Raw genomic sequence first — 23,864 nt, 5'->3', positions numbered from 1 at the left:
AACGGATGACCCGGTGGAGCGGCGCTGCTCGGAGTACCCCACGTCATAGTGGAGAGCGCGCCGCTCCACGTACGATCACGCAATGGCTGACATGACCGACACCACGCCCGGCTGGCTGGCTCCCGAGGAACTGGAGCTGGCCCGCGCTCGTATGCCGATCCTCTACGTCGACGCCGTGCCGGTGCGGGTCGACGACAACGGAGAAGTCACCCACATCGGGCTGCTGCTGCGCATCGGACCGGACGGGACGGTCAGCCGCAGCCTCGTCTCCGGGCGGGTGCTGCACCACGAACGGGTGCGGGACGCGCTCGTGCGGCACCTGGAGAAGGACCTCGGGCCGGTCGCGCTGCCGCGGGTGCCCGCCTCGCTCCAGCCGTTCACCGTCGCGGAGTTCTTCCCGACCGAGGGCGTCACGGCCTACCACGACCCGCGGCAGCACGCGGTCTCGCTCGCGTACGTCGTGCCGGTGGCGGGTGACTGCCGCCCGCGGCAGGACGCGCTGGACCTGGTCTGGTTCACCCCGCAGGAGGCGTCCTCGGCGCAGCTCCAGGAGGAGATGCCAGGCGGCCGCGGCATCCTGCTCAAGCAGGCACTGGCGCACGTCGGCCGCCTGGGCTGACCCGTCCGGCCGCCTGGGCCGGACGGAGCGGTCACCGGGTGGAGAAGGTCACCCGGTGAACTCGGTCACTCCGTCACTCCGTCACTCCGTCACCCGGTCACCCGGTCACCCGGTCACCCGGTGAAGGTGTTCCCGGTCACGGTGACCTGGCGGCCCTGGGGCGTGCTGGTGGACGTGGTGCTGAGGCAGCTGCCCGAGCTCGGGTCGGTGACGGCCGGGAGGCCGCCGGTGTAGTCGGTGCCGCCTTCCGAGCCGACCGGGGCGCCGTAGGTCACGGTGACCTGCTGGCCGCATCCGGCGGTCAGGTAGGGCTCGATGAAGCCGGAGTCGGCGGGCTTGAAGCGGCCCGAGTCGGACGGCAGGCTGAAGCTGCCGATGTGGGTCACGGTCGCGCCGGTCGCCTCGTCCACCACGTCCCCGGTCATGAGCTGGGTGTCACCGGTGACGCTCGCCCGCTGCAGCACCAGCGCGTACATCGTGCCCTTGGTGTAGGCGAAGCGTGCCGCGCAGCTCACGCCGGCCCCGCCGTCCGCGCCGTAGGAGCAGTTGGCGTCGGTCGTGGTGGCCGCGGCGTTGAAGGAGCTGAACACCGCCTGGAGGGTGGGGCGGCCCTCGGCGTCCACCTCCTTCGGCTGGAAGCCGGCGTACGGGCGGGTGCCGCTCTCCAGCGTCGTGTAATACGCGAAGTAGATGCCGCCGGCGTCGGGCGCGGACTCGAAGGACATCGGGAGCGTGAGCCGGCTGACCGGGGTCGGCGCGCCCGTGCTCCAGGAGGAGGTGGGCGTCGAGGCCCACGACTGCCCGGTCATGGCGACGCCGAGCAGCGCGGCCGCCCCGGCGACGGTCGCCGAGCGCAGCAGCGTACGGCGGCGCGAGCGGAGACGGGTGGGGATACCGGTGGGGGTGGAGGTGCGGGACGCGTCGGGAGCGGGGCGGGAGGAGCCGAGGGAACGCGGGTCGGGTCGCATGTCATCTCCGGTGTGGGGCGGGCCAATGGATGCGGAACGGTGGTTCGGGGTGGTTCGGGGTGGGTCAGTTGGGGGCCTGGGCGAGGGCTCACGTCGGCTCCGGGCGGGGCCGGTCGGGGTGCGCGGGGCCGGGCCGAGGTATCCGGGGAGGGTCGAGGGTGCGGCCGGGCCGGTTCGGACGTGCGGGCCGGGTCGCGGCCGCAGGTGTTCCCGAACCGGCCGCGGCCGTCGGCGAGTCGATTGGTCAGGAGTGGACGCGCACCTCGGCCAGCCCGATCCGGGCCGGGCCGGTGCCGGTCGCGGTGATCCGCACGTAGCGGCCCCGGGCGTGCAGGTGGTCCAGGATGCTGGGCCGCAGCGCCTTGCCGCCGAGGTGCACCGTGGTGGCCCGGGCGAAGTCGGGCGTGGCGCTGATCGACACGTCGACGTCGGCGGTGGCCATGGTGGCGTCGTTCCAGATTTCGATCCGGTCGATCGGGCGGACCGCGCCGAGGTCGGTCTGCCACCAGGAGCCGGCGCCGGCGAGCGTGAGCGCGTCGGTGGTGGTGTCGCCGTCGATCGCGTTCGCGGCCGTGGCCGTGCCGTCGGTGGCGGACTGGGTGGCCGTGCCGGCCCGGGCCAGGTCGGCGGGCAGCGGTTCGACGTGCGGGCCGTCGGCGCCCGCCCGGGCGGCGATCGCGGTGGCCTGGGCCGGCAGCGTGTCGAGCCGGGTGTGGTTGCCGGTCGCCACCGAGCCGGTGCCGGCCAGGGCGGGGGCGTCGGTGTCCGTCCAGTTGCCGGTGGCGGTGTTCTGGATGCCGTAGTCCGCCCAGTTGGAGATCCACTTGTAGCCGAGGCGGGTCAGGACGTTGTCCGCCACGGTGATGTGGGAGGACTGCTCGTCCAGGTAGATGCCGTTGCCGTCGCGCTCGGTGTTGCCGTACGCGGAGCGGTTGATGTAGTTGCCGGAGATCACCGTCCCCGGCTGGTCGCCTTGGGTGTAGATCGCGCCGCCGTCGTGCTGGCCGTCCTTGACCGTCATGACGTCGGTGATCCGGTTGTCCGTGATGTGGTTGTCGCGCAGCACCGACTGCTGCGCGCCGGGCTGGTTCCAGCCCCATCCGACGGAGACGCCGGAGTAGGGCAGGTGCTCCAGCGTGTTGTGGTCGACGGTCAGGCCGGCCTCGTAACCGGCCCAGATCCCGGCGGCGTCGGTGTACTCGACTCCCGCCTGGTCGATGGTGTCGTACGCCACCGTGTTGTCGGTGCCCGCGAGGCCGGGCGCCGGGTTCGGGTCGGTGTCGCCGATGTAGAGGGCGCCGGAGGACAGGTCGGTGAAGCGGGAGCGGGTGACCGAGGAGTGCTGGGTGCCGTCCTGGAGCACCGCCCCCGCGCCGCCGAGGTGGGTGAAGTCGGTGCCCTGGACGTGTACGTCGCGGCCGCCGTCGACGGTGAGCGCGCCGGACGGCTTGGTGTAGTAGCGGCCGGACTGGTCGGCGGGGCCGCTCGCTCCGGTGAGGGTGAGGCCGGCCTGGGTGCCCGCGTACCCGTCCGCGGTGTCGGGCTGGTGGTAGGCGGCGTAGGCGAAGCCGATGCCGATCAGGTCCAGGTCGTGCGCGTGGTCGAGGACCGCGAGGTGCTCGGTGGCGGGGGTGACGGCCTGGTCGCGGCCCATGTCCTGCCCGGGCAGCGGCAGGTAGGTGACCGTACGGGCCGCCGAGTTCCAGACGAACTCGCCCGGCGTGTCGAGGAGTTCGGGCGCGTTCTGGAACCAGGCGACGCCCGTGTAGCGGGTGGAGTCCACCGTGGTGGTGTCCCAGGCGGGGCCGGTGCGGCCGGTGCCGCTGGAGGAGTCGGCCCAGCACGGCTGCGCGAAGGTCAGCACGTCGCCGCTGACGCCGGTGACCCGGCACTGGTAGTTGCGCCAGCGGACCTTGATGACGGCGGTCACGTCGGTCGGGCGGGTCCACCGCGCGATGCCGGTCGCGACGGCTCCGGTCAGGCCGTCCTTCGTCGCGTGGCAGACGCTCGCGGCGCAGGCGGCGCCCCGGGCCGGTGTCGCGCGCCGGCCGCCGACGAAGAGCTGACGGGGCGTCACTCCCGCGGGCACGGCGGCGGTCCAGGTGCCGTCGTGGTTCTTCGTCCAGCCCGTCAGGGTGCGGCCGCCGGACAGCACGGGGTGCGCACCGGGCGCGGCGGCCCAGGTGACGGTGTGCCCGTCGCGGCCGGAGTCGTCCGGGCCGAGCGTCAGGGGCGCGGTCAACGGGTAGGTGCCGCCGCGCAGTTCGACCCGCACGTCACGGTCCATGCCGTCGGCGATGTCGGCGCGGACCTTGGCCCGCGCGCCGTCCAGGGAGCAGGGGCGCGCACGGTCGCAGACGTCGCCGCTGCCGCTGGGCGCGGCCTGGTAGACGGTCGGGCCGGGCCGCGCGGCCGAGGCGGACGAGGTGGCGGACGCGGCGCCGGCGGGCAGCACGGTGGCGGCCAGCGCGGCGACGGCGAGTACGGCGGTGCGGATGGTCGGCTTCACGCGCTCACGCTCCAGTCGGGGTGGCCCGGCATCGGGGGGTTGACGGCGCCGAAGAGCCAGTCACGCAGGAAGGGGTCGAGGGAGGGGTCCCCGGTGACCTGCACGGCGTGCCGGATGAAGTCCTCGCTCGACGCGTTGGAGTTCCTGAAGCGCTCCGGCCACAGCCGCATGATCCGGTCGAACCGCGCCTGGCCGGCCCGCATCCGCAGGGCGTAGAGCACGAGCGCGCCGCCGTCGTAGATGTTGGTGCCGCCGAGCGCGTTCGGCAGCCCGGGCGGTCCGTCGGCGGCGCGGACGGCGTTCAGCGAGCCGTAGGTCTTCCGCATCGCGTCCGCCAGCACCGACCAGCCGCGCTCCTCGCTGTAGAGGGCCGCGTAGTACGTCGCCGGGCCCTCGTTGAGCCATGCCTGCTGCCAGTCGCGCGGCGTGACCGAGTCGCCCCACCACTGGTGGGTCAGCTCGTGCACCATCGTGTTCTCCCACGTCGGGTTGCCGTCCGCGTTGGGCTTGAACCAGTTGGTGCCGAACAGGCTCAGCGTCTGGTTCTCCAGGGCGTCGGTGTAGCCGCCGTAGATGTGCAGGCCGTACAGCGAGAACGGGAAGCGCCCGAACTTCGCCTCCAGCCAGGCGAGATGGTCCGCCGTCCGCGCCACCACCGGGGCGTAGGTGTCCTCCTCGCCCTGCGGGACGACGTGGCGCAGCGGCAGCCCGGTGTGGCTCGCGCCGTACAGGTAGGTGCCCTTGACGACGGCGATCCCGCACAGTTCGGTGGGCATCGGCTCGCGCAGCGCGAAGTGCCAGACCGCCGAGCCGTCCGAGCGTGGCGTCCTGCGCAGCAACTCGCCGTTGGCGGTGGCGACATAGCCCTCGGGGGCGCTGATGTGGAAGGTCCACGCGGCCTTGTCGGAGGGGGTGTCGTTGCAGGGGAAGAAGGTGTCGGCGCGTGACGCCTGGGCGGCGCAGGCGAAGCCGCCGTCGGCGCCGAACACCCAGCCGCTGAGGCCGGACCGGTGGTCCTTGCCGTTGCCGTGGTAGCGGACCTCGACGGTGAACGGGGCCCCGTCGTGCAGCGGCAGGGCGGGGGTGACGGTCAGCTCCTGGCCGCTCTGACCGAGCGAGAGCGCCCATGCCGCGTCCCGCCCGTCCACGGTCACCCGGTCGATGGTGTGCCCGTCGGTGTCGAGGTTGAACGCCGACAGGTCCTGGGTGGCCAGCGCGCGCATCGCCACGACACCGGTGAAGTCGTAGCTGACCGGGGTGAAGTCGAAGGTCAGGTCGTAGTGCGTGACCCGGTAGCCGCCGTTGCCGAGCGTCGGGAAGAGCGGGTCGCCGACACCGGGCGCGCCCGGCTCGGGATCGAAGCGGTGGGTGGCGGACGCGGCCGACGCGGGGGCGGCGCCGGCCACGGCGACCGTCCCGGCGGCGACGGCGCCGACCGCGCCGGCCCGCAGGACGGTCCGGCGGCCGGGGGCGGTTCGGGTGCCGGTGGCGGCAGTGGGCTCGTCGCTCGGCAGTCTCACTTCTTCGCCCCCGTCTGCGCGGCCTCCTGGAACTCGATCCTGGCCTTCTCGCCGCCCGCGGCGAGGTAGTTCTTCGTCAGCGTTCCGTACCAGGACATCGGCTTGCGGCCGGTGATCAGGTCCGCGACACCGTCGTCGAGCAGCGTGAGCAGGCTGCCGTAGCCCTTGGAGTCCCAGGTCGGCGAGGAGTAGCCGAGGGTGGGGTCGGGCGCCATCATCGGGATGAGGGTCGCGTACGCGTCGTGGCTGTAGCGCACGCCCTGCTCGGAGGTCGCGCTGAAGACCGCGGGCACCGCCGAGCCGAAGAACTTCCACGGCACCGCGACGTCGGAGGTGCCCTTCGTGGTGAGCACGGGGTTGCCGCGGGCGTCCCTGGTGAAGTCGGTGCCCTCGACGCCGTAGTTGATGAGCGTGTACTCCACGCTGCCGAACGGCGAGGCGGCGAAGTCGGCGAAGGCCAGCAGCTGCCGCACCCGGTCGCCGGACGCCTTCTTCAGGTGCACGTTCTGCAGCGAGACGTTGTCCATCCAGGAGACCGCGGTCTTGCCGAACGGCACCATCGGACGCGGGTCGAAGCTCTTGTCGACGGCCTTCATGGCGTCGACGTAGCCGGTGCTGGGGGTGAGGTAGGAGGGCATGCCGTCGTAGACGTAGGCGGCCTTGCCGTTCATGAACATGTCGGTGTACTTGGCCTTCTGGGAGCCCGACATGCCGATCGAGCCCGGGTAGAAGCAGCCCGCCTTGTACAGCGTGCGCAGCGTCTCGACCGCTGTACGGAACTCGTCGGTCTCCAGCCGGTGGGTGAACTTCCCCGTCCCGGCGTCCATCCGCCAGTCCTTCGGCGAACCGGTGCTCATCGCCACCAGGTTGGTGGCGCCGGCCATGATGGCGTACTGGTCCTTCGAGGGGCGGGTCAGCTCCTTGCACACCTTCACGAACGCGTCCGGGTCGGCGATCTCGCGCGGGTCGGTGACGCCGACCTCGGCGAACAGGTCGTGCCGGTAGAAGCCGGCACCGCCGGTGCCCATCCGGGAGATCGGCACGCCGTACAACCGGCCGCCGAAGATGGCGCCCTGCCACGCGGCCTTGGGGATCGCCGCGAGGTTCGGGTAGGCGCTGACCTTGTCGCCGGCCAGGTACGGGGTGAGGTCCGCGCAGGTGGCGGCGAGGAAGGCGGCCTTGTCGTCCACCCCGCCGGTCTCCGGGTACTCGAAGATGTCCGGCAGGCTGCCGCCGGCCACCATGGTCGAGAACTTCGTCGGGTAGTCGTCGGTGGGCACCGCGGTGACGTCGACCTCGGCGCCGAGCAGCTTCTCGATCGCCTGCCAGGCCGCGTTCTTCCCCCGGCCGGGCGGCGGCGGCATGAACGTCTCCGAGGTGGCCCGCACCGACTTGGCGCCCGCCAGCGGGGCGCCCTTGGTGGCGCGCAGCGGGGTGGCCGGATAGCGGTAGAAGCCCTGCGGGACGCCGGCCGCGGTGCCCGGCAGGTCGGGCTTGAGGCCGATGTCGCGGACGGTGGTGGCGGGCAGCAGGTCGGCGGCCTTCGCCGACGCCTTCGCGGTGCTCCCGCCGTCACCGCACGCGCTGAGCACGGGGGACGCGGCGAGGCCCAGGCCGACGCCGATGGCGGAGCGCAGCAGCGCTCTGCGGCCGAGGGAGGGGATGGCGGAACGGGACATGGCTCTCCTTGCCAGGAGTGGGGCAGGGTGCTGCAGGACGAGGCGGGCGGGGCTCAGCCCTTGACGGCGCCGGTGAGCACGCCCTTGGTGAAGTAGCGCTGGAGGAAGGGGTAGACGAGCAGGATCGGCACCACCGCGATGACGAGCACCGCCATCTGCACGGCCTCCTGGGGTGCCACGGTCTCGCCGGCCGCGGCGCCGCTCAGGCTCTGGCCCTGGAGCACATAGCTGCGCAGCACCATCGGCAGCGGCCACTTCGTGGAGTCGTCGAGGTAGAGCAGGGCGTTGAAGAACGCGTTCCAGTACGTCACCGCGTAGAAGAGGCTGACCACCGCGATGACGGCCTTGGACAGCGGGAGCACGATGCTGACCAGGATGCGCAGGTCGCCGGCGCCGTCGATGCGGGCCGCGTCGAGCAGTTCGGCCGGCAGGTTCATGAAGAAGGCCCGCAGCACCACGAGGTTGAAGGCGCTCATCAGCGTCGGCATCACCAGCGAGGCGTAGGTGTTGTACAGCCCGAGGTTCTTCACCAGCAGGAAGTTCGGGATGATGCCGGCGTTGAACAACATCGTGACCAGCGCCGTCATCAGGATGAGCCGGGAGCCGGTCACCTCGCGCCGGGACAGGCCGTACGCCATGCCGATGGTGAAGAGCAGGCTGACGAAGGTGCCCACGACGGTGACGCCGATGCTGACGAACAGGGCGCGCAGCACCACGCCGCCGGTGAAGACGGTGCGGTAGGCGGCCAGCGTCGGGTGGGCGGGCCACAGCACCAGTCCGGAGCTCTTGATGATGTCGGACTGGGAGGCGAAGCTCGTCGCGATGATGCCGATCATCGGATAGGCGACGGCGGCCACCACCAGGACCAGGATCAGCGCCTTGCCCCAGCGCCCGACCAGGCTCGGCCGTTCCATCCACGGCGGCCGCCCCTCGGGCGCGGCGGCCCGGCGGCGGGCGTCGCGGCGGGCCTTGCGCAGCGCCTTCGCCCCGCTCCCGGCCGTGCCGGACTCCTCCCGGCCGGGGAGGGATCGCGTGACGTCGGTGGTATCAGCGGTCAGCACCGCGGTACACCCCCTCATGGCCCAGCCGGTGGGCGAACTTGTTGGCGCCGACCACCAGAACGGTGCCGACGACGGCCTTGACCAGGCCGACCGCGGCCGCGACGCCCCAGTCGTTGTCCTGGATGCCGTGGTAGTAGACGTAGGTGTCGAGCACCTCGCCCGCGTCCGGTCCCACCGCGTCGCGCTGGAGCAGGATCTGCTCGAACCCGACGGACAGCAGGTTGCCGAGGTTGAGGATCAGCAGCAGCACGATCACCGACGAGATGCCCGGCAGCGTGACGTGCCACAGCCGCCGCCAGGGCCCGGCGCCGTCGATGGCCGCCGACTCGTACAGCCCGCGGTCGATGCTGAGCAGCGCGGCGAGGATGATGATCGTGCCCCAGCCGGCGTCCTTCCAGATCGACTCCAAGGTGAGCAGCCACGGGAAGGCGTGCGGGTCGGACATCATGTCGTAGCGCGGCAGGCCCACCTTGCCGAGCAGGTGCGGCAGCAACCCCGCGCCGCCGAGCACCTGCTGGAAGATCGAGACGATGATGATCCAGCCGATGAAGTGCGGCAGGTAGACCACGCTCTGCACGAACCGGCGCACCTTGCTGCTCATCACGCTGTTGAGCAGCAGCGCGAGCGCGATCGGCACCGGGAAGAAGAACACCAGCTGGATGACCGCGATCTCCACGGTGTTGCGGGTCGCGGACCAGAACGCCGGCTGGGAGAAGGCCGTCGAGAAGTTGGCCAGCCCCGTCCAGGTGCTGTGCATGTAGCCCAGGTAGGGCTCGTAGTGCTGGAACGCCACGACGTAGCCGAGCAGCGGCACGTAGTGGAAGACCACGAAGTACAGCAGGCCCGGCAGGGTCAGCAGCAGCATCACCTTGTCCCGCTTGAGCCGTTGCCACAGGGACGGCCGGTACACCGGCGGGCCGGCGGACGCGGCGCGCTCGCGCCGTCCGCTGCGCGGTGGACCTGTTGCGGTGTCAGCCATACGACGGGGTTCCTCTTCGACGGGGTGGCGCAGGGATCGCCTCGGGCGGCGCCGGGGGTGTGATCGGATGTCTTCTGCTGCGAGAAAGTAGTAAGCGATTACGTCCAGCGTCAATAGTCTTCGTGAAAAGTCTGTGTTTCACAGCCGTGCGGCAGCCGGTTTCGCAAGCCAAGAAACCCGTGGTCAGGCCGCATGTGCGGGCGTGACCAGCGGCGTTGGGCACCAGGAGGTTTCTTGACGGCCGCCCGGCCGAGTGCCTAGCGTGCTCTCGTCCGTAGTACACGTTTACTGTCCGGAGGCAGGGTGCGTAGCATCGATGAAGCGTCGGCTGGTCCCGCAGCGGAGGCCGGCGATCCACCGAGGCGGCCGCGCGCGCTGTTGACGATGAGCCCCGGCGCGGTCGACAACGTCTTCCCGCCGGCCGTCCGGCGCCGCCTGGCGGAAGTCGCCGACCTGCGCCGCCCGCACCCGGTGGACGACTTCTCCTCCGCCGCTGTGGCGGCCGAACTGGCCGACGTCGAGGTACTGGTGACCGGCTGGGGCTGTCCCCCGGTGGACGCGGCGGTGCTGCGACGGGCGCCCCGGCTGCGCGCGGTCATCCACGCCGCCGGCACCGTGCGGACCTTCCTGTCACCCGAGGTCTTCGACCGCGACATCGTCGTCTCCTCGGCCGCGGCCGCCAACGCCGTACCGGTCGCCGAGTTCACGCTGGCGGCGATCATCCTGGGCGCCAAGCGGGTCATGCCGCTCGCCCGGCTCTTCCAGCACCGCCGCACCCACCGCACCGCGGCGGACCTCGACGGCCAGCACTGGCTCGGCACCCACGGCCTGACCATCGGGGTGATCGGCGCCTCGCGCACCGGCCGCCGGGTGATCGAACTGCTGCTGCGCACCCTGGACGCCCAAGTGCTGCTCTACGACCCGTACCTGCGCGACGGCGAGGCCGAACTGCTGGGCGCGCGGCGGACCGACCTGGACACCCTGGTAGCGGGCAGCGACGTGGTGACCGTGCACGCGCCCCAGACGCCGGCCACCCGCCACCTGCTCGACGCCCGGCGGCTGGCCCTGATGCGGCCGGGCACCCTGCTGGTGAACACCGCGCGCGGCGCGCTGGTCGACCTCGACGCGCTCACCGAACACCTGGTCAGCGGCCGGCTGGACGCGGTCCTCGACGTCACCGAGCCCGAACCGCTCCCCCCGCGGCACCCGTTGTGGACCCTGCCGAACGTCTTCCTGACGCCCCATCTGGCCGGCGCCCAGGGCAACGAGGCGGCCCGGCTCGGATCGCTGGCCGTGGACGAACTCGTCCGCTACACACGGCGCGAGCCGCTGCTGCACCAGGTGCAGCAGGCCAGTTGGGAGTATCTGGCATGACGGCGGCCGACCCGGTCGGGGAGAGGTGGCGCGACGACGCACCGCCAGACCATAGGCTCAGCGGAACGAGACGGCGGGCAGAGGGCGGCACGATGCGTCGGGCAGGTACGGCATCCCAGGACGCGCGACGGCGCGCGACAGTCACCGACGTGGCACGGCACGCAGGTGTCTCCACGGCCACGGTGTCACGGGTCATGAACCGCAACTACCCGGTGGCCGCGGCCACCCGGGAACGGGTCGAGGCGTCCATGCGCGAACTCGGCTACGTCGTCAACGCGCACGCCCGCGCGCTCGCCGGGGTCTCGGCCCGCACCGTCGGCATCGTGGTCAACGAGGTGATCGACCCGTTCTACGCCTACATCGCGCGCGGCGTGGAGCGGGAGGCGGCCAGTGGCGACCGGCTGTGCCTGGTCTGCTGCACGCAGGGCGACCCGCAGCGCGAGCTGGCCTTCATCGAACTGCTCCACCAGCGCCGCGCGGACGCGGTGATCCTGGTCGGCGGCAGCGTGCAGGACCGCGGTTACGTCGCCGAACTGGAGCGCCGGGCAAGCGCGTTGCACGCCGACGGCAGCAAGCTGGTGCTGTGCGGGCGGCCGGGCATCGGCGAGCGGGCCCCGACCGCGCAGGTGGAGTACGACAACGAGGGCGGCGCCTTCGCCATCACCGACCATCTGCTCACCCAGGGCCACCGGCGGATTCTCTACCTCGGCGGCCCACCGCGGCTGTCCACCAGCCGCGACCGGCTGGCCGGCCACCGCCGGGCGCTGAAGGCCCGGGGCGTCGAGGCCGACCCCGAGCTGGTCCAGCACGGCCCGTTCAGCCGCTCCTTCGGCCACCACCGGATGGCCGAACTGCTCGACGGCGGGCCGGACTTCACCGCCGTCTTCGCGGCCAACGACATCGTGGCGGCCGGCGCCGCGCAGGCGCTCGAAGAGGCGGGCGTGCGGGTGCCGAAGGACGTCTCGCTGGTCGGCTACGACGACATCCCGGTCGCCCAGGAGCTGCGTCCGCGGCTCACCACCGTGCACGTCCCGCTGGAGGAGATGGGCCGCCAGGCGGTCCGGCTCGCCCTCGCCGACGGCGACGACGACGACTGGCGCGAGCAGCCGAGCGGCGTCGTGAAACTCGGCACGCACATCGTGGTCCGCGACTCGGTGGCACCGCCCGGCGGCGGCAGCCGGGCCCGCCGGGTGTGAGCGTTTACTAGCCGTCTCAGCCCGCTCGCCATAGTAAAAGACAGTAACTTCCCGGGCGTTCTTGCGCTCGCATAGCAATCGCTTACATGCTGTCCGGCATCCGCTGAACGCTTCCACGCCTCATCTCAGCAGAGGAGTTCGCATGCGCTCGGACCTCCCCCCTTCGCGATCGCACGCAAGCCGGCGCACTGTCCTCGCCGGACTCGCCGGCGCCGGCGCGGCCGCGGTGCTCGGCCCGCTCACCCCCGCACCCGCCGTCGCCGCCGACGACCCCTTCGAGAGCCTGCTCGCCCGTGCCGAGACCCTGATCACCGGCGGGGACATCGACCCGGACGACCCCGACTTCGCCACCGCGCTGCGCACGCTGGACGGTTCGGCCGGCGGACTGTGGAGCACACTCGACCGCTCGGCGGACCGGACCGTGTTGTGGCCGGACTTCGCCCCCGTCACCGACCCCGACATGTTCGCGCAGTGCTACACGGCCCTGCGGACCCTCGCCGTCGCCTGGGCCACCCCGGGCACCTCGCTGAGCGGCAGCCAGGACATCGCGGACGCCCTGGTCGACGCACTGCGGTTCCTGCGCGAGCGGGCGTACGACCCGGGCCGCGCGGAGACCGGCAACTGGTACCAGTGGGAGATCGGCTCGCCGCGCGCACTGCTCGACACGTGCGTGCTGCTGCGTGCGCGACTCACCCCGGACGACCTCGCGGCCCATCTGGCGGCCGTCGACCACTTCGTCCCGAACCCCGACCGCCGCACCAACAGCCCCACGCTCTCCGAGACCGGCGCGAACCGGGCGGACAAGTCCGTCATCGTCGCGCTGAGCGGCCTGCTGAGCGGCGACGCGGACCGGCTGGTCCTCGCCCGCGACGGCCTGTCCGACGTCCGGGACGCGGGGAAGGACAGCCTGTTCCAGTACGTGGCCGCGGGCGACGGCTTCTACCAGGACGGGTCGTTCGTCCAGCACGATGTCTTCGCGTACACCGGGTCCTACGGCAGCGTGCTCCTGAACAGCGCGTCCTACCTGCTCGCCCTGCTCGGCGACTCCGACTGGCAGATCACCGACCCGGCCGTCTCGGTGCTCTACGACGCGGTGGAACGGACCTTCGCGCCGTTCGTCCTGGACGGCCTGATGATGGACCCGGTGCGCGGCCGGGCCATCTCCCGTGAGTACTCCCAGGACTTCAACGCCGGCGCCGACGCCGTGTCCGGCATCCTGCTGCTGGCCGAGCGGGCGCCCGCGGACCGCGCCGAGACCTGGCGCGCGCTGGTGAAGGGGTGGATCAGCCGCGGCCAGGACCACCCGTTCCCCCGGTCGGCGACGATCCCGGCGATCGTACGGGCCAAGGCACTGACCGCCGACCGCAGCCTCGTGCCGACCGGCCCTGCCGCCGCCCACACGGTCATGGCCGACATGGACCGCGTGGTGCACCGCCGCCCGACCTGGTCCTTCGCGCTCGCCCTGTCCTCGCGCCGGATCGCCCGCTACGAGGCGGGCAACGGCGAGAACCTGCACGGCTGGTACACCGGCGACGGCATGGCCTACCTCTACACCGACGGCGACCGCGGCCAGTTCGCGGACGGCTTCTGGCCGACCGTGAACTCCTACCGCCTGCCGGGCACCACCGTGGACACCCGGCCCCGCGCCGACCTGCAGAGCAGCGGCACCTCCGGCGACCTTCCGGCCAACGCGGTCGCGGGCGGCGCCGTCCTCGCCGGCCGTTACGGCGCCGCCGCCATGGAACTGGCCGCCGAGGGCAGCACCCTGCGGGCCAGGAAGGCGTGGTTCTGCCTCGACGACGCGGTCGTCGCGCTGGGCACCGGCATCACCGCGAGTGACGGCCGGAGGATCGAGACCGTGCTGGAGAACCGCCGGCTCCCGTCCGGCGCCGCCCGCCGACTGCTGGTCGACGGGGCGCCGCAGCCGGAACGGGACGGCTGGCAGCGTGACTTCGACCACGTCCGCTGGGCGCACCTGGACGGGGTGGGCGGCTACGTCCTGCCGTCGGGGGCGGCCCTGCGCGCGCTGCGCGAGGAACGTACCGGCACCTGGCACGACCTGGACGTCGGCGGCACCACCTACGGAAGCACCACTCCCGTCACCAACCGCTACGCCACCTTGTGGTTCGACCACGGCGTGTCGCCCGCGGGCGCGACCTACGCGTACGTGCTGCTGCCGGGGGCCGACGCCGCACGGACGGCCGCCTGGTCACTGGCCCGGCCGGTGCGGGTGCTGTCCAACCTCCCCGCGCTGCAAGCGATCGAGGATCGCACGGCCGGGCTGCTGTCGGCCCACTTCTGGTCGGCCGGCGAGGTCGCCGGGCTGGCCTGCGACGGGCCCGGCAGCGTACTGGTGCGGCGCCGGGGAACGCGGGTGTCCGTGGCGGTGGCGGACAGTGGCCGCTCTGCCGAGTCGCTGACGATCACGCTGCCGTTCCCGATCGGCGACGTGCTGAGGGCGGACGACACGGTGACCGTCACCACGGGACGGCGCCCGGTGCTCCGCGTGCGGGTGGGAGGGTCACGGGGGCACACCCACAGCGCAGAACTGACCTGAGCACCGCCGCGATGCGCCGCGCCGTGCGCGCCGAACGGCGAACACGGCGCGGCGTACGACAGGCACCACCCGGCGCAGCAGACAGAGAAGAAGAGAAGACAGGACCCCCGCATGCCCGCTCCGTTCCTCCCGCTCCCGCCGACCGACCGGGTGCTGTCGCCCCGCACCGGCTGGACCCGCGCCCACTGGGAAGCGGTCGCCGACCATCTGCTGGACTCCGTCGTGCCGTTCGCCACCCCGGGCTTCGCGCAGTACCGGCTGCCGGGGCGCAACTCCTGGTCGGGCGTGGTCTCCGACGGCCTCGAAGGGTACGCCCGGACCTTCCTGCTGGCCGCCTTCCGGATCGCCGGGGCGGGCGGCGCGGTGGACGAGCGGCTGATCGAGCGGTACGCGCGGGGACTCGCGGCCGGCACGGACCCCGCCTCCGGCGAGGCGTGGCCGGTACTGACCGACTGCTCGCAGCAGATGGTGGAGGCGGCCTCGATCGCGGTCGGCCTGCACGAGACCCGGCCCTGGATCTGGGACCGGCTGGACACCGCGGTCCAGCAGCGGGTGGTCGACTGGTTCTCCGGGTTCGTCGGCGGCCGCACCTGGGACAACAACTGGCGGCTGTTCCAGGTCGTCTCCGAGCAGTTCCTCGCCTCGGTCGGCGCGCCGTTCAGCCAGAGCGACATCGACGGCGGGCTGGACCGTATCGAGGACTGGTACCTGGGCGACGGCTGGTACACCGACGGCGACGGCCGCAACTTCGACTACTACGGCGGCTGGGCGATGCACCTGTACCCGCTGCTGTGGGCGCGCATCGCGGGCGCGGAGGACGGCGGGCGGGCCCGGGAGTACCGCGAGCGGCTGGGCCGGTTCCTCGCGGACTACCCGCACTTCTTCGGTGGCGACGGCGCCCCGGTCCACCAAGGGCGGTCCCTCGCCTACCGGTTCGCGGCGACCGCGCCGGTGTGGATGGGGGCGCTCGCGGACTGCTCGCCGCTGGCCCCCGGGCTCACCCGGCGGCTCGCGTCCGGCGCGGTGCGGCACTTCGTGGAGCGCGGCGCGCCGGACGAGCGCGGCCTGCTCACCCTCGGCTGGCACCGCACGTTCCTGCCCGCCACCCAGCCGTACTCCGGGCCCGCCTCGCCGTACTGGGCGAGCAAGGGCTTCCTCGGGCTGCTGCTGCCCGCCGACCACCCGGTGTGGACCGCGCGCGAGGCGGCGCTGCCGGTCGAGGAGTCCGACCACTGCACGGCGCTGCCGGTCCCCGGCTGGCTGCTGCACGGCACCCGGCACGACGGCATCGTCCGGCTGGTCAACCACGGCAGCGACCACAACCCGCTCACCGGCCCGGCCCAGGACGACCCGCACTACGCCAAGTTCGGCTACTCCACCGCGACCGCGCCCGAGTCGGCGCAGCACGCGTGGGAGCGCGCCGTGGACGGCCACCTGGCCCTCCTCGCGCCCGACGGCACGGCGTCCCGACGGGTGCGCATCCACCCGCTGCACTGCGACGGGCGGACCGCCGCTTCCCGCCACGACGCCCTGCTCCCCGGCAGCGACGAGGCGGTGCCGATCGAGTCGGCCAGTGTCCTGCACGGCCCGTGGGAGGTCCGCGTGCACCGCGTCGGCGGCGCGCGGCACGCGGCCGTACGGGAAGGCGGCTACGCGGTCGCCGACGCCGAGCCGCCTTACGTCGAGACCGGCCCGGGCTGGGCGCTCGCCCGCACCGCGAACGGCCTCACCAGCGCGGTGATCGCCCTGCACGGCTGGGACGAGCAGGCCGCGGTCGCCCGCGAGGTCGCCGCCAACGCGTTCGGCTCGCACTCGGCGACGCCGTATCTCTCGCGCGCGGCACGCCCCGAGGGCGCGGACGCGGATGCGGACGCGGGCGGGAACGGGAACGCGGACGCGAGCGTACCGGGAGGTCAGGGTGCGGACGCGGGTGCGGGGGTCCACGTCACCCTGGTCGTCCTCTCGCAGGACACCGTCGATCCCGGGGCACTGCGGCAGGCGATCCGCTGCGAGGTGCGGGGGGACCGGGTCCGGCTGAGCTTCCCCGGCGCCGACCCCGTCGAGGTCCCCACGCGGTCGTGACGGTCCCCCGCCGTCACGCAAGACGCGTCGGCCGCACCGGAGTTGGCGGCGGGCCGGGGTCAGGTGGCGGCCGGGGCCAGGCGGCCGGACGCGGTCAGGTGGCGGAGTGCGGTGTCCGGAGGGCCGGGGGCGGTCCTGCGGCGGTGTCGCGGTCCGCGACCCACCGCACCAGCCCGGCCGCGTCGATGCCGTAGGGCGCCCGGTCCCCGTACGGGGCGAGCCCCTTCGCGGCGCGCTCCAGGAGGGCTGCGGCGCCACGGCTGTTGCCCCGGGCGGCATGGGTGAGGCCGACCGCCAGTTGGGCCAGGGCCCGCCACAGGGCGCGCTCGTCGGTCGGCGCGGCCTTCCACATGTCCTCCAGCACCTCGTGGGCGTGGAAGGGCATGCCGTCGTCGAGAAGGCGCTGGGCCTCGTCCAGGGTCTGCCGGGGCGTGCGGAGGATTCCCTCCGGCTGGCGCTCCACGCCCTGCGCGCCGTAGGGCAGCGGGCGCCCGAGGCCGTCGCGCGGCCGGCTGTTGCGCGCCCGGCCGTCGACGTCCCGGTCACGCCCGGAACGCCCTTGCGCCGCGCCTGAGTCGGTGGCCTGCTCCCGGCGGTCGGGCCGGCCGTACGGCGCCTCGTCCACCGGCTCGGGGACCGCGCCGCAGCGCTCGCAAGGCGCGGGGGCCGGCGCGGTGCGGACGGCTCCGCACCGGTCGCAGACGCCGTGCGTCCGGTCGGCCGGGGCTCCGTCCTGCGGCGTGTCGTTCATCCGGCAATTGTGCCGCGCGGTGGCGCGCGGGTGGGTCAGCGGCCCGCCGTCCGGAGGGACCGGCTCGGTGGGTGCCGCGGAAGCGGTACGGGAGGGGCGGGTACGGGAAGGGCGGTGCCGGAGGAGGTACTGGAGAGACGGCGCCGGAGAGGCGGTGCCTCGGAAGCGGGGAGATCCGCCGACGCGTACCCCGGTCTGCGCTGCTCACCGGCCCCGTCTGTTGAGGGCCTGCACACGGGCGATGAGCCCGGCGAAGGTGAACGGCCCGTCCGCGTGGCCGTCGGTGCCGAGTCCGGGGCCGGTGCCGAAGCCCGGGCCGCCGGCGCGCTCGTCGCACGCGACTGTCGCGAGAGGTCTGTGGTCGTGTCTGTGGTCCTCCGCAGTTCTTACGCTCATGGCCACACCCTGACATCCGTCAGGTCACGATGGCATAAAGGTCCGAGCGAAGTGGCCGCCCTCCCCTTATGTGGGGCTCATCCCCGCACCCTGGCGAGGAGTTGGCCGTGCTCGGGGTAGGGGCGCTCCGCCGGCAGCAGATGCCGGGCGGCCTCCAACTCCCCGTTCCTCAGGTGGGCGTGGACCTCGTGCGCGAGCGCGGTGACGTCGGTGACGGCGACCGTCCACTCGTCGGCGTAGCGGCGCGCGGCGTCGCCCGCGAGGCCGAGTTGCAGCGAACGGTGCGGGAGCGGCCGCAGGTGCAGGTCGCGTTCGGGGTCCCACTGGACCCGGGCCGGGGCCCGCTTGAGCTCGCGCTTCCAGGCGTCGTGGTCGGGGTGGAGCGCGGGGTCGTAGTGCGCCAGGCAGGCGTGCTCCAGGGCCCATTCGAAGCCGTCGCGGGTGATCTCGACCGCGAGCACGGTCTCCTGGCCCTCCTTGGTGCCCCACCCGCAGCGGTACATCATCCACAGGAAGGACGGCTTGATCCACGTCATGCGGTCCCGCTTCCACGCCGCGGGGAATCGCCCGTGCCGGGCGGCCGGTCCGCCGATCTCCGGCGCGTACGCCTGGTAGACGGTCACCGTCGAGGCCGTGTGCACGGCGCGGATCTGCTGTCGGGGTATGTCCACGCTGCCCAGCCTCGGTGTTCGGAATCGCGGGCGCCACCCTTTTACGTACGAGGTACGGAGTTACGGACGAGGTCCGGACGAGTCGCATACGGGGTCCGCACGAGGTCCGCACGCGTCGCGTACGAGGTCCGGACGAAGCGGTCAACTCCCGCGCGCCCGCAGGCGGCGCAGCATGCGGGGGTCGTCGAAGCCGACCGCGCGGGCGGCGGCCTCGACCGTGGCGCCGTGGCCGATGAGGTGCTCGGCGCGTTCGAGGCGGAGGGCCTGCTGGTAGCGCAGCGGGGTGAGGCCGCCGGTGGCGCGGGTGAACAGGCGGGTGAGGGTGCGCTCGCTCACCCCCACGGCCCCGGCCAGGACCGGCAGCGGCAACGGCTCGGCGAACCTCGCGTCGAGCACGTCCTGGGCGCGGTGCACGGCGTCTTCGAGGTGGGAGCGGTATCTGAACATGGCGCTGGCCTGCGGTTCGTGGCCGTTGCGCCGCGTGTGCAGCACCATGTCCCGCGCCACCCGGGCGGCGACGGCGGGCCCGTGCCGGCCGGCGACCAGGTGCAGGGCCAGGTCGATGCCGCTGGCGATGCCGGCCGAGGTGACCACCCGGTCGTCGGCGGTGTAGAGGACGTCGCGGACCACCACGGCCGCGGGGTGCCGGCGGGCCAACTCGTCCTGCACCTCGTGGTGGGTGGTGCAGCGGCGCCCGTCGAGCAGCCCGGCCCGGCCGAGCGCCTCCGCGCCCACGCACACGCCGGCCACCGTCCCGCCCCCGGCGTGGTGGTCCCGCAGCGCGCGCAGGGCGGCCGCGCCGATGGCGGGGCCGTCCACCCCGACGCCGGTACGGGGCCCCGCCGCCGGGACGGACACCCGCCAGCCGGGCACCACGATCAGGTCCTCCGGGCCGAGGCGGGGCCACTCGGTGCCAGCCACCACCGGCAGCCCCTGAGCGGTCGGGACCACCGGCCGCTCGGCGACGTAGACGAGCGTGCTGGGGTGCCCGAAGTCCGCGGCCGTGGAGAAGACCTGCGCGGGTCCGGCCAGGTCGAGCAGATGGACCCCGGGCACCAGGAAGAAGACGATGCGGCTCACGATCCGTCCATCATGCCGAACGCCCGCCCGCCGCCGCACCCGCGGGTGTGTCCGCCGCCGCGCCCGAGGACGGAGCCGCACCCGCGGGTGTGCCCGCCGCCGCGCCCGAGTGCTCGGCCCCCGTGCCCGAGCGTTCGGCCGCTTCCTCCAACTGCTCGACGGTCGCGATGGTGGCGAAGCGTCCGGCGAGCGCGTACTCGGTGCGCCTGATGACCTCCTCGGCGCTCAACGTCCTCGGGTCCGCCAGCAGTTCGGCGACGCTCTGCCCCGCGGGCGCGTCGCGGTGCGGGATGGGGTTGGTGGCGGTGGCGTCGACGACGAAGGTGACCTGGTAGCCGAAGTCGCTCGCGACCCGGGTGGTGGTCTCCACGCACTGCTCGGTGCGGATGCCGCAGACGGTCAGCTCGCGCACGCCGTGTTGAGTGAGGAGCTGTTGCAGGTTGGTGGTGGTGAAGGCGTTGTGCGAGGTCTTGTGCAGTAGCGGTTCGGCGTCCAGGCGCCGCAACTCCCCCATCAGCCGGACGTGTCCCAGCGCCGGGTCGAACGTGTCGCCGGTGCCGGGCTCGGTGTGCAGCACCCACACCACCAGGTCCCCGGCCCGCCGGGCGAGCCGGACCAGCCGGTCCACCCGCTCGGCGATCCTCGGGTCGGAGATGGCCTGCCACAGCGGGCGGGCGCGGAAGGACTCCTGGACATCGATGACGATCAGTGCTCGGGTCATGCCCCGAGCCTGACGGCCGTGCCGCGGACGGCGACAGGCCCCATCGGGTCGGGATGCGGACGGATCAGGTCACCGGGCGTTCCGGGCCTCGGCGGCTTCCGGTGCACGGCCCCCAGGCCGGGCTGCGGTGCCATGCGGGTACGGTGCCGCGCGGGCGCGCTACGGTCCGCCCCGGTGCGGTCCACTTCGGTGCGGTCCACTTCGCTACGGTCCGCCGCGGTGCGGACCGCTTCGGTGCGCTACGGCCGGAGGAACCCGTCGATCCGCTCGCGCAGCCCGGCCGCGTCCAGGCCGTGCGCGGCGATGTGGTCCCGCGGGGACCCGTAGCGACGCAGCTCCTCGCGCCGCGTGCCCAGCGACAGCACCCGGTGCGGCACGTCCGCCAGCGCCCGGCTGGCGAAGTCCGCCGAGGTGCCCGCGAGGTACGGCTCGACCAGCACCAGGTCGGGCGCCGCCGCGCGCGCCACCGCCTCGCGCACCGTGGACGCGTCGAACGGCCGTACCGTCGAGGCGTACAGCACGGTCACGTCGCGGCCGCTGGTCGCTTCCAGCACGGCGTCCAGCATCGGCCCGACCGCCAGCACCACGCCGGCGCGGCCCTCGCGCATCACCTGGAACCGTCCCGGGGAGACCGGCTGCGGCGCGAGGTTCGTCTGGTCGCTGAGCCGGACGTACACGAGGTTGTCCCCGTCGGCCGCGGCGTGCCGCAGCAGCGCCTCGGCCTCGTCCGGATGCCCGGGCACGTGCACCGTCCACCCGTCGAGGGTGTCCAGCAGCGCGACGTCTCCCGGGCTCTGGTGGGTGCGCCCGCCGGCCGCGATGTCGTACGAGGCGCCCGCGCTCACCAGCACCGCGCCGACGCCCTGGTGGTTCAGGTCCAGTTTCACCTGCTCGAAGGGGCGCTCCACCAGGAAGCTCGCGAAGGTGTGCACGAGGGGGCGCAGGCCGGTCAGCGCCATGCCGCCGGCCACGCTGACCAGGAGCTGCTCCCGGATGCCGACGTCGATCACGCGGTCCGGGTGCGCCTTGGCGGCGTCCTTGAAGCGGTCGCCGGAGATCACGGCGAGCACGACCGCGAGGCGCGGGTCCTCGTCGAGAAGGCGGCCGGCGACCGTGCCGAAACGGTCACGCATGGTGTCCATGGGGTGCTCCGAGAAGTGGGGTGGGGTGGGGAAGGGGGTTGCGGCTGTCCGGCCGGCGGACCGGGTGGCGGACCGTACGGGCGGCGGACCGTACGGGCGGCGGACCGTACGGGCGGCGGACCGTACGGGCGGCGGGCTCAGTCCTTGGGCTCCACCCGGGCGACCACCGCGTGCGGGCGGCCGGGGTGGGGCGCGGTGAACGCCTCGTACAGCGCGTCGTGGTCCCGTCCGTCCACGGTCAGCGCGGACCAGCCCTCCATGGTGAAGCGGGCGGCGAGCCCGCCCGGCCAGCCGTAGGTCGCGGACTGGTTGTCCACGGCGACCACGTGCAGTTGCTCGAGGCCCACCGCCCCGGCGAACTGCAGCGCCTCGTGGTTGCTGCCCTCGTCCATCTCCGCGTCGCCGACCAGCGCCCACACCGCGGGGTCGGTCAGCCCCTGCGCCCGCAGGCCCAGCGCGCTGCCCACCGCCAGCGGCAGCCCGTGCCCGAGCGAGCCCGAGCCGATCTCCACGCCTGGCACCAGGGTCCGGTCCGGGTGGTGGCCGAGCGGCGAGTCGTATCCCCCGAAGCCGGTCAGCCACGCGCGCGGCACGAAGCCCTTCGCGGCGAGCACCGCGTAGTACGCCATCGGGCCGTGCCCCTTCGACAGCAGGAAACGGTCCCGCTCGGGGTCGTCGGCGCTCTCCGGGGAAACCCGCAGCACCCGGTCGTACAGCACCCACAGCACATCGAGGGTCGAGGTGGCCGCGGGGTCGTGCTTCTCGTCGCCGCTCATCAGCGACATCAGCGGGTAGAGGTCCTGGTAGCCGTACGGCCACCCGTCCGGGTGGCCGGCGACCGCCTGTGCGGCGGCTCTCGTCGTCGTCATACCCCGACTGTGCAACTTCAAGTCCGCTTGAAGTCAAGCGCTACCCTGGACGCCGTGAGCCTCTCCACCCGCGACCGCCTGACCATCGGCGAACTGGCCGCCCGCAGCGGCAACGCCACCTCCGCGCTGCGCTACTACGAGGAGATCGGCCTCATCCAGGCCGAGCGCACCTCCGGCGGCCAGCGCCGCTACCGCCGCGCCACCCTGCGCCGGCTGGCCTTCGTCCGCGCCGCCCAGCGGATCGGGCTGAGCCTGGAGGAGGTCCGCGACGCCCTCGCGCACCTGCCCGTCGACCACGTGCCCACCTCCGCCGACTGGAGCCGGGTGGCCCGCACCTGGCAGCGCCGGATCGACGCGCAGATCGCCGAGCTCCAGCGGCTGAAGGACCAGCTCACCGGCTGCGTCGGCTGCGGCTGCCTGTCCCTGACCCGCTGCGGGCTGTACAACCCGGACGACACGGCAGCGCACCAGGGGCCCGGCGCCCGCTATCTGCTGGGCGACAGTCCCCCGGCGCGCTGAACCCCCGCTCGCCCCGGCCCCCTCCCCCGGGGCGCGTCCTCGTATCCGCTCCCCCGGTCTCCCCGGTTCCCCCGGTCTACATCCCCTCGACCTTGTACGGGTCGTGCTCGGCGAGCAGCTTGTCCAACCGGGCCTGGTCCACCCGGCTGGTCACCTGCCCCTCCTGCTGACGGTCCCGGACCACCTTCGACAGGGTGAACGTCGCCGTCACCACATAGAGCAGCCCGACCGCCAGGAACGCCCTCACCCACGCGTCCACCGGCAGGTACGCCACCCCCACCACCATCGCCCCCAGCGCCAGCCCGAACGAGATCGCGGCCTGCGCGGCATACGCGGCAGTCGTCTGCTGCTGCGGAATCACCTTGGTCATGCCTCCACCATCCCCGCCCGTGACCCACCCCACATGAGTACGCCTACTCAACCCGCCTCCCGCCCCGCCCCCACGGTGCGAGCGACCACCTCCCCAAGTGCGGTATTGTTTCCCTGCGCGATCAACCCGGGGCCCGCCCCGGAAGATCAAGCACCGGGACGTGGCGCAGCTTGGTAGCGCACCTGACTGGGGGTCAGGGGGTCGCAGGTTCAAATCCTGTCGTCCCGACGGTGCACGAAGGGCCCGCTGAATTGGCATTACGCCAGGTCAGCGGGCCCTTCCGCGTTATCGGCAACTGCTCCCCTGTAACGGTCCACCGGGGGCCTGGGGACCAACTGGGGACCACAGCCACGGAAATGCCGTAGTTCAGGCCGTTTTCGACACCATTCACGAACTTCTTGTGCGGTGTGTGGTTGTCCGTTTCCTACAGTCCCCGCAGTCGTGCCGACGAGGTAGACGTAGGAGGGGGCGGCGGCACGTCGGGCTTGTTCGTCAGATGGGCGTTGAGGGTGTGCGCGGCGCGCGCGACGCAGTGCAGGTCGGGGTGGAGGTAGCGCTGGGTAGTGGACAGCGAGCCGTGTCCGGCGATCAACCGCAAGACGTGGAGGGGGACTCCGGCGTCGGCCATCCACGTGAGGCCGGTGTGGCGCAGGTCGTGACGGCGCAGGTGCTCGTAGCCGAGTGCGTTGACGACTTCATCCCAGTGGGTGGCGTCGCGCAGTACTGCGGTGGTGATGCGTCCGCCGCGGCCCGGTGAAAAGGCGGGCGTCGGGCCGGATGCCTGCGGCGAGAACGCGCTGG

Annotated in this window: 20 protein-coding genes, 1 tRNA gene and 1 pseudogene; 7 read left to right on the top strand and 15 right to left on the bottom strand. The window is 73.0% G+C overall.

The window, feature by feature from the left end:
* Positions 1–91 precede the first annotated feature (91 nt).
* Positions 92–619: an NUDIX hydrolase family protein gene (locus OG370_RS35640; protein WP_328474733.1), complete on the top strand. Its 528-nt coding sequence runs from the start codon at positions 92–94 to the stop codon at positions 617–619.
* Positions 620–732: 113 nt separating this feature from the next.
* Here the strand turns inward: OG370_RS35640 and OG370_RS35635 are convergent, their stop codons facing one another.
* The 6 genes from OG370_RS35635 to OG370_RS35610 form a co-directional block, all read right to left on the bottom strand.
* Positions 733–1,587, bottom strand: coding sequence for a hypothetical protein (locus OG370_RS35635; RefSeq protein WP_328471652.1), 855 nt, complete (start codon positions 1,585–1,587; stop codon positions 733–735).
* A gap of 244 nt (positions 1,588–1,831) precedes the next feature.
* Positions 1,832–4,096, bottom strand: coding sequence for a right-handed parallel beta-helix repeat-containing protein (locus OG370_RS35630; protein WP_328471650.1), 2,265 nt, complete (start codon positions 4,094–4,096; stop codon positions 1,832–1,834).
* Positions 4,093–5,616: a M1 family metallopeptidase gene (locus tag OG370_RS35625; RefSeq protein WP_328471648.1), complete on the bottom strand. Its 1,524-nt coding sequence runs from the start codon at positions 5,614–5,616 to the stop codon at positions 4,093–4,095. The genes OG370_RS35630 and OG370_RS35625 overlap by 4 nt, the downstream gene beginning before the upstream one ends.
* Positions 5,613–7,295, bottom strand: coding sequence for an extracellular solute-binding protein (locus tag OG370_RS35620; protein ID WP_328471646.1), 1,683 nt, complete (start codon positions 7,293–7,295; stop codon positions 5,613–5,615). The genes OG370_RS35625 and OG370_RS35620 overlap by 4 nt, the downstream gene beginning before the upstream one ends.
* A gap of 53 nt (positions 7,296–7,348) precedes the next feature.
* The gene (locus OG370_RS35615; RefSeq protein ID WP_328474731.1) at positions 7,349–8,209 is read right to left on the bottom strand and encodes a carbohydrate ABC transporter permease; all 861 of its coding nucleotides are present in this window, start codon (positions 8,207–8,209) and stop codon (positions 7,349–7,351) included.
* A gap of 133 nt (positions 8,210–8,342) precedes the next feature.
* Positions 8,343–9,335, bottom strand: coding sequence for an ABC transporter permease (locus OG370_RS35610; RefSeq protein ID WP_328471644.1), 993 nt, complete (start codon positions 9,333–9,335; stop codon positions 8,343–8,345).
* Positions 9,336–9,719: 384 nt separating this feature from the next.
* Between OG370_RS35610 and OG370_RS35605 the strand changes: the two genes are divergently transcribed.
* The 4 genes from OG370_RS35605 (at position 9,720) to OG370_RS35590 (ending at position 16,544) form a co-directional block, all read left to right on the top strand.
* Positions 9,720–10,709, top strand: a complete 990-nt coding sequence (locus OG370_RS35605; protein ID WP_328471642.1) for a hydroxyacid dehydrogenase — start codon at positions 9,720–9,722, stop codon at positions 10,707–10,709.
* Between the two features lie 92 nt (positions 10,710–10,801).
* Complete coding sequence (locus OG370_RS35600; protein ID WP_328471640.1) at positions 10,802–11,905, top strand: LacI family DNA-binding transcriptional regulator; 1,104 nt, start codon at positions 10,802–10,804, stop codon at positions 11,903–11,905.
* 142 nt (positions 11,906–12,047) lie between these two features.
* Complete coding sequence (locus OG370_RS35595; protein ID WP_328471638.1) at positions 12,048–14,462, top strand: polysaccharide lyase 8 family protein; 2,415 nt, start codon at positions 12,048–12,050, stop codon at positions 14,460–14,462.
* A 111-nt stretch (positions 14,463–14,573) separates the two neighbouring features.
* Complete coding sequence (locus OG370_RS35590; RefSeq protein ID WP_328471636.1) at positions 14,574–16,544, top strand: DUF2264 domain-containing protein; 1,971 nt, start codon at positions 14,574–14,576, stop codon at positions 16,542–16,544.
* Between the two features lie 94 nt (positions 16,545–16,638).
* On the opposite strand, the gene OG370_RS35585 is transcribed toward OG370_RS35590, so the two are convergent.
* The 7 genes and pseudogenes from OG370_RS35585 to OG370_RS35555 form a co-directional block, all read right to left on the bottom strand.
* A complete protein-coding gene (locus OG370_RS35585; protein ID WP_328471634.1) occupies positions 16,639–17,295 on the bottom strand; it encodes a DUF309 domain-containing protein in 657 nt (218 codons plus the stop codon).
* Between the two features lie 204 nt (positions 17,296–17,499).
* Positions 17,500–17,691 carry a hypothetical protein gene (locus OG370_RS35580; RefSeq protein ID WP_328471632.1) on the bottom strand — a complete coding sequence of 64 codons (192 nt, stop codon included), beginning with the start codon at positions 17,689–17,691 and terminating at the stop codon, positions 17,500–17,502.
* A gap of 77 nt (positions 17,692–17,768) precedes the next feature.
* A complete protein-coding gene (locus OG370_RS35575; RefSeq protein ID WP_328471630.1) occupies positions 17,769–18,362 on the bottom strand; it encodes a DUF4291 domain-containing protein in 594 nt (197 codons plus the stop codon).
* Between the two features lie 141 nt (positions 18,363–18,503).
* On the bottom strand, positions 18,504–19,442 hold the full coding sequence (locus tag OG370_RS35570; RefSeq protein WP_328471628.1) for a GlxA family transcriptional regulator: 939 nt from the start codon (positions 19,440–19,442) through the stop codon (positions 18,504–18,506).
* Positions 19,443–19,575: 133 nt separating this feature from the next.
* A pseudogene (locus OG370_RS35565) lies at positions 19,576–20,163 on the bottom strand (cysteine hydrolase family protein); the annotation flags it as partial.
* Positions 20,164–20,402: 239 nt separating this feature from the next.
* Positions 20,403–21,305, bottom strand: a complete 903-nt coding sequence (locus OG370_RS35560; RefSeq protein ID WP_328471624.1) for a transketolase family protein — start codon at positions 21,303–21,305, stop codon at positions 20,403–20,405.
* Positions 21,306–21,442: 137 nt separating this feature from the next.
* Entirely contained in the window at positions 21,443–22,174 is a 732-nt protein-coding gene (locus OG370_RS35555; RefSeq protein WP_328471622.1) for a transketolase, read from the bottom strand.
* Between the two features lie 54 nt (positions 22,175–22,228).
* Between OG370_RS35555 and soxR the strand changes: the two genes are divergently transcribed.
* Positions 22,229–22,693, top strand: coding sequence for a redox-sensitive transcriptional activator SoxR (gene soxR, locus OG370_RS35550; RefSeq protein WP_328471620.1), 465 nt, complete (start codon positions 22,229–22,231; stop codon positions 22,691–22,693).
* Between the two features lie 76 nt (positions 22,694–22,769).
* Here soxR and OG370_RS35545 read toward each other — a convergent pair whose 3' ends face one another.
* A complete protein-coding gene (locus tag OG370_RS35545; protein ID WP_328471618.1) occupies positions 22,770–23,063 on the bottom strand; it encodes a YiaA/YiaB family inner membrane protein in 294 nt (97 codons plus the stop codon).
* A gap of 154 nt (positions 23,064–23,217) precedes the next feature.
* On the opposite strand from OG370_RS35545, the gene OG370_RS35540 reads away from it, so the two are divergent.
* Positions 23,218–23,291: transfer RNA gene (locus tag OG370_RS35540), tRNA-Pro, on the top strand.
* Between the two features lie 196 nt (positions 23,292–23,487).
* On the opposite strand, the gene OG370_RS35535 is transcribed toward OG370_RS35540, so the two are convergent.
* Positions 23,488–23,715 (bottom strand): tyrosine-type recombinase/integrase, encoded by a 228-nt coding sequence (locus OG370_RS35535; protein WP_328474729.1) that lies wholly within the window; start codon positions 23,713–23,715, stop codon positions 23,488–23,490.
* Between the last annotated feature and the right edge of the window lie 149 nt (positions 23,716–23,864).

Source organism: Streptomyces sp. NBC_00448 (assembly GCF_036014115.1).
Lineage (GTDB): Bacteria > Actinomycetota > Actinomycetes > Streptomycetales > Streptomycetaceae > Actinacidiphila.
This window is presented reverse-complemented; position numbering and strand designations above follow the sequence as displayed.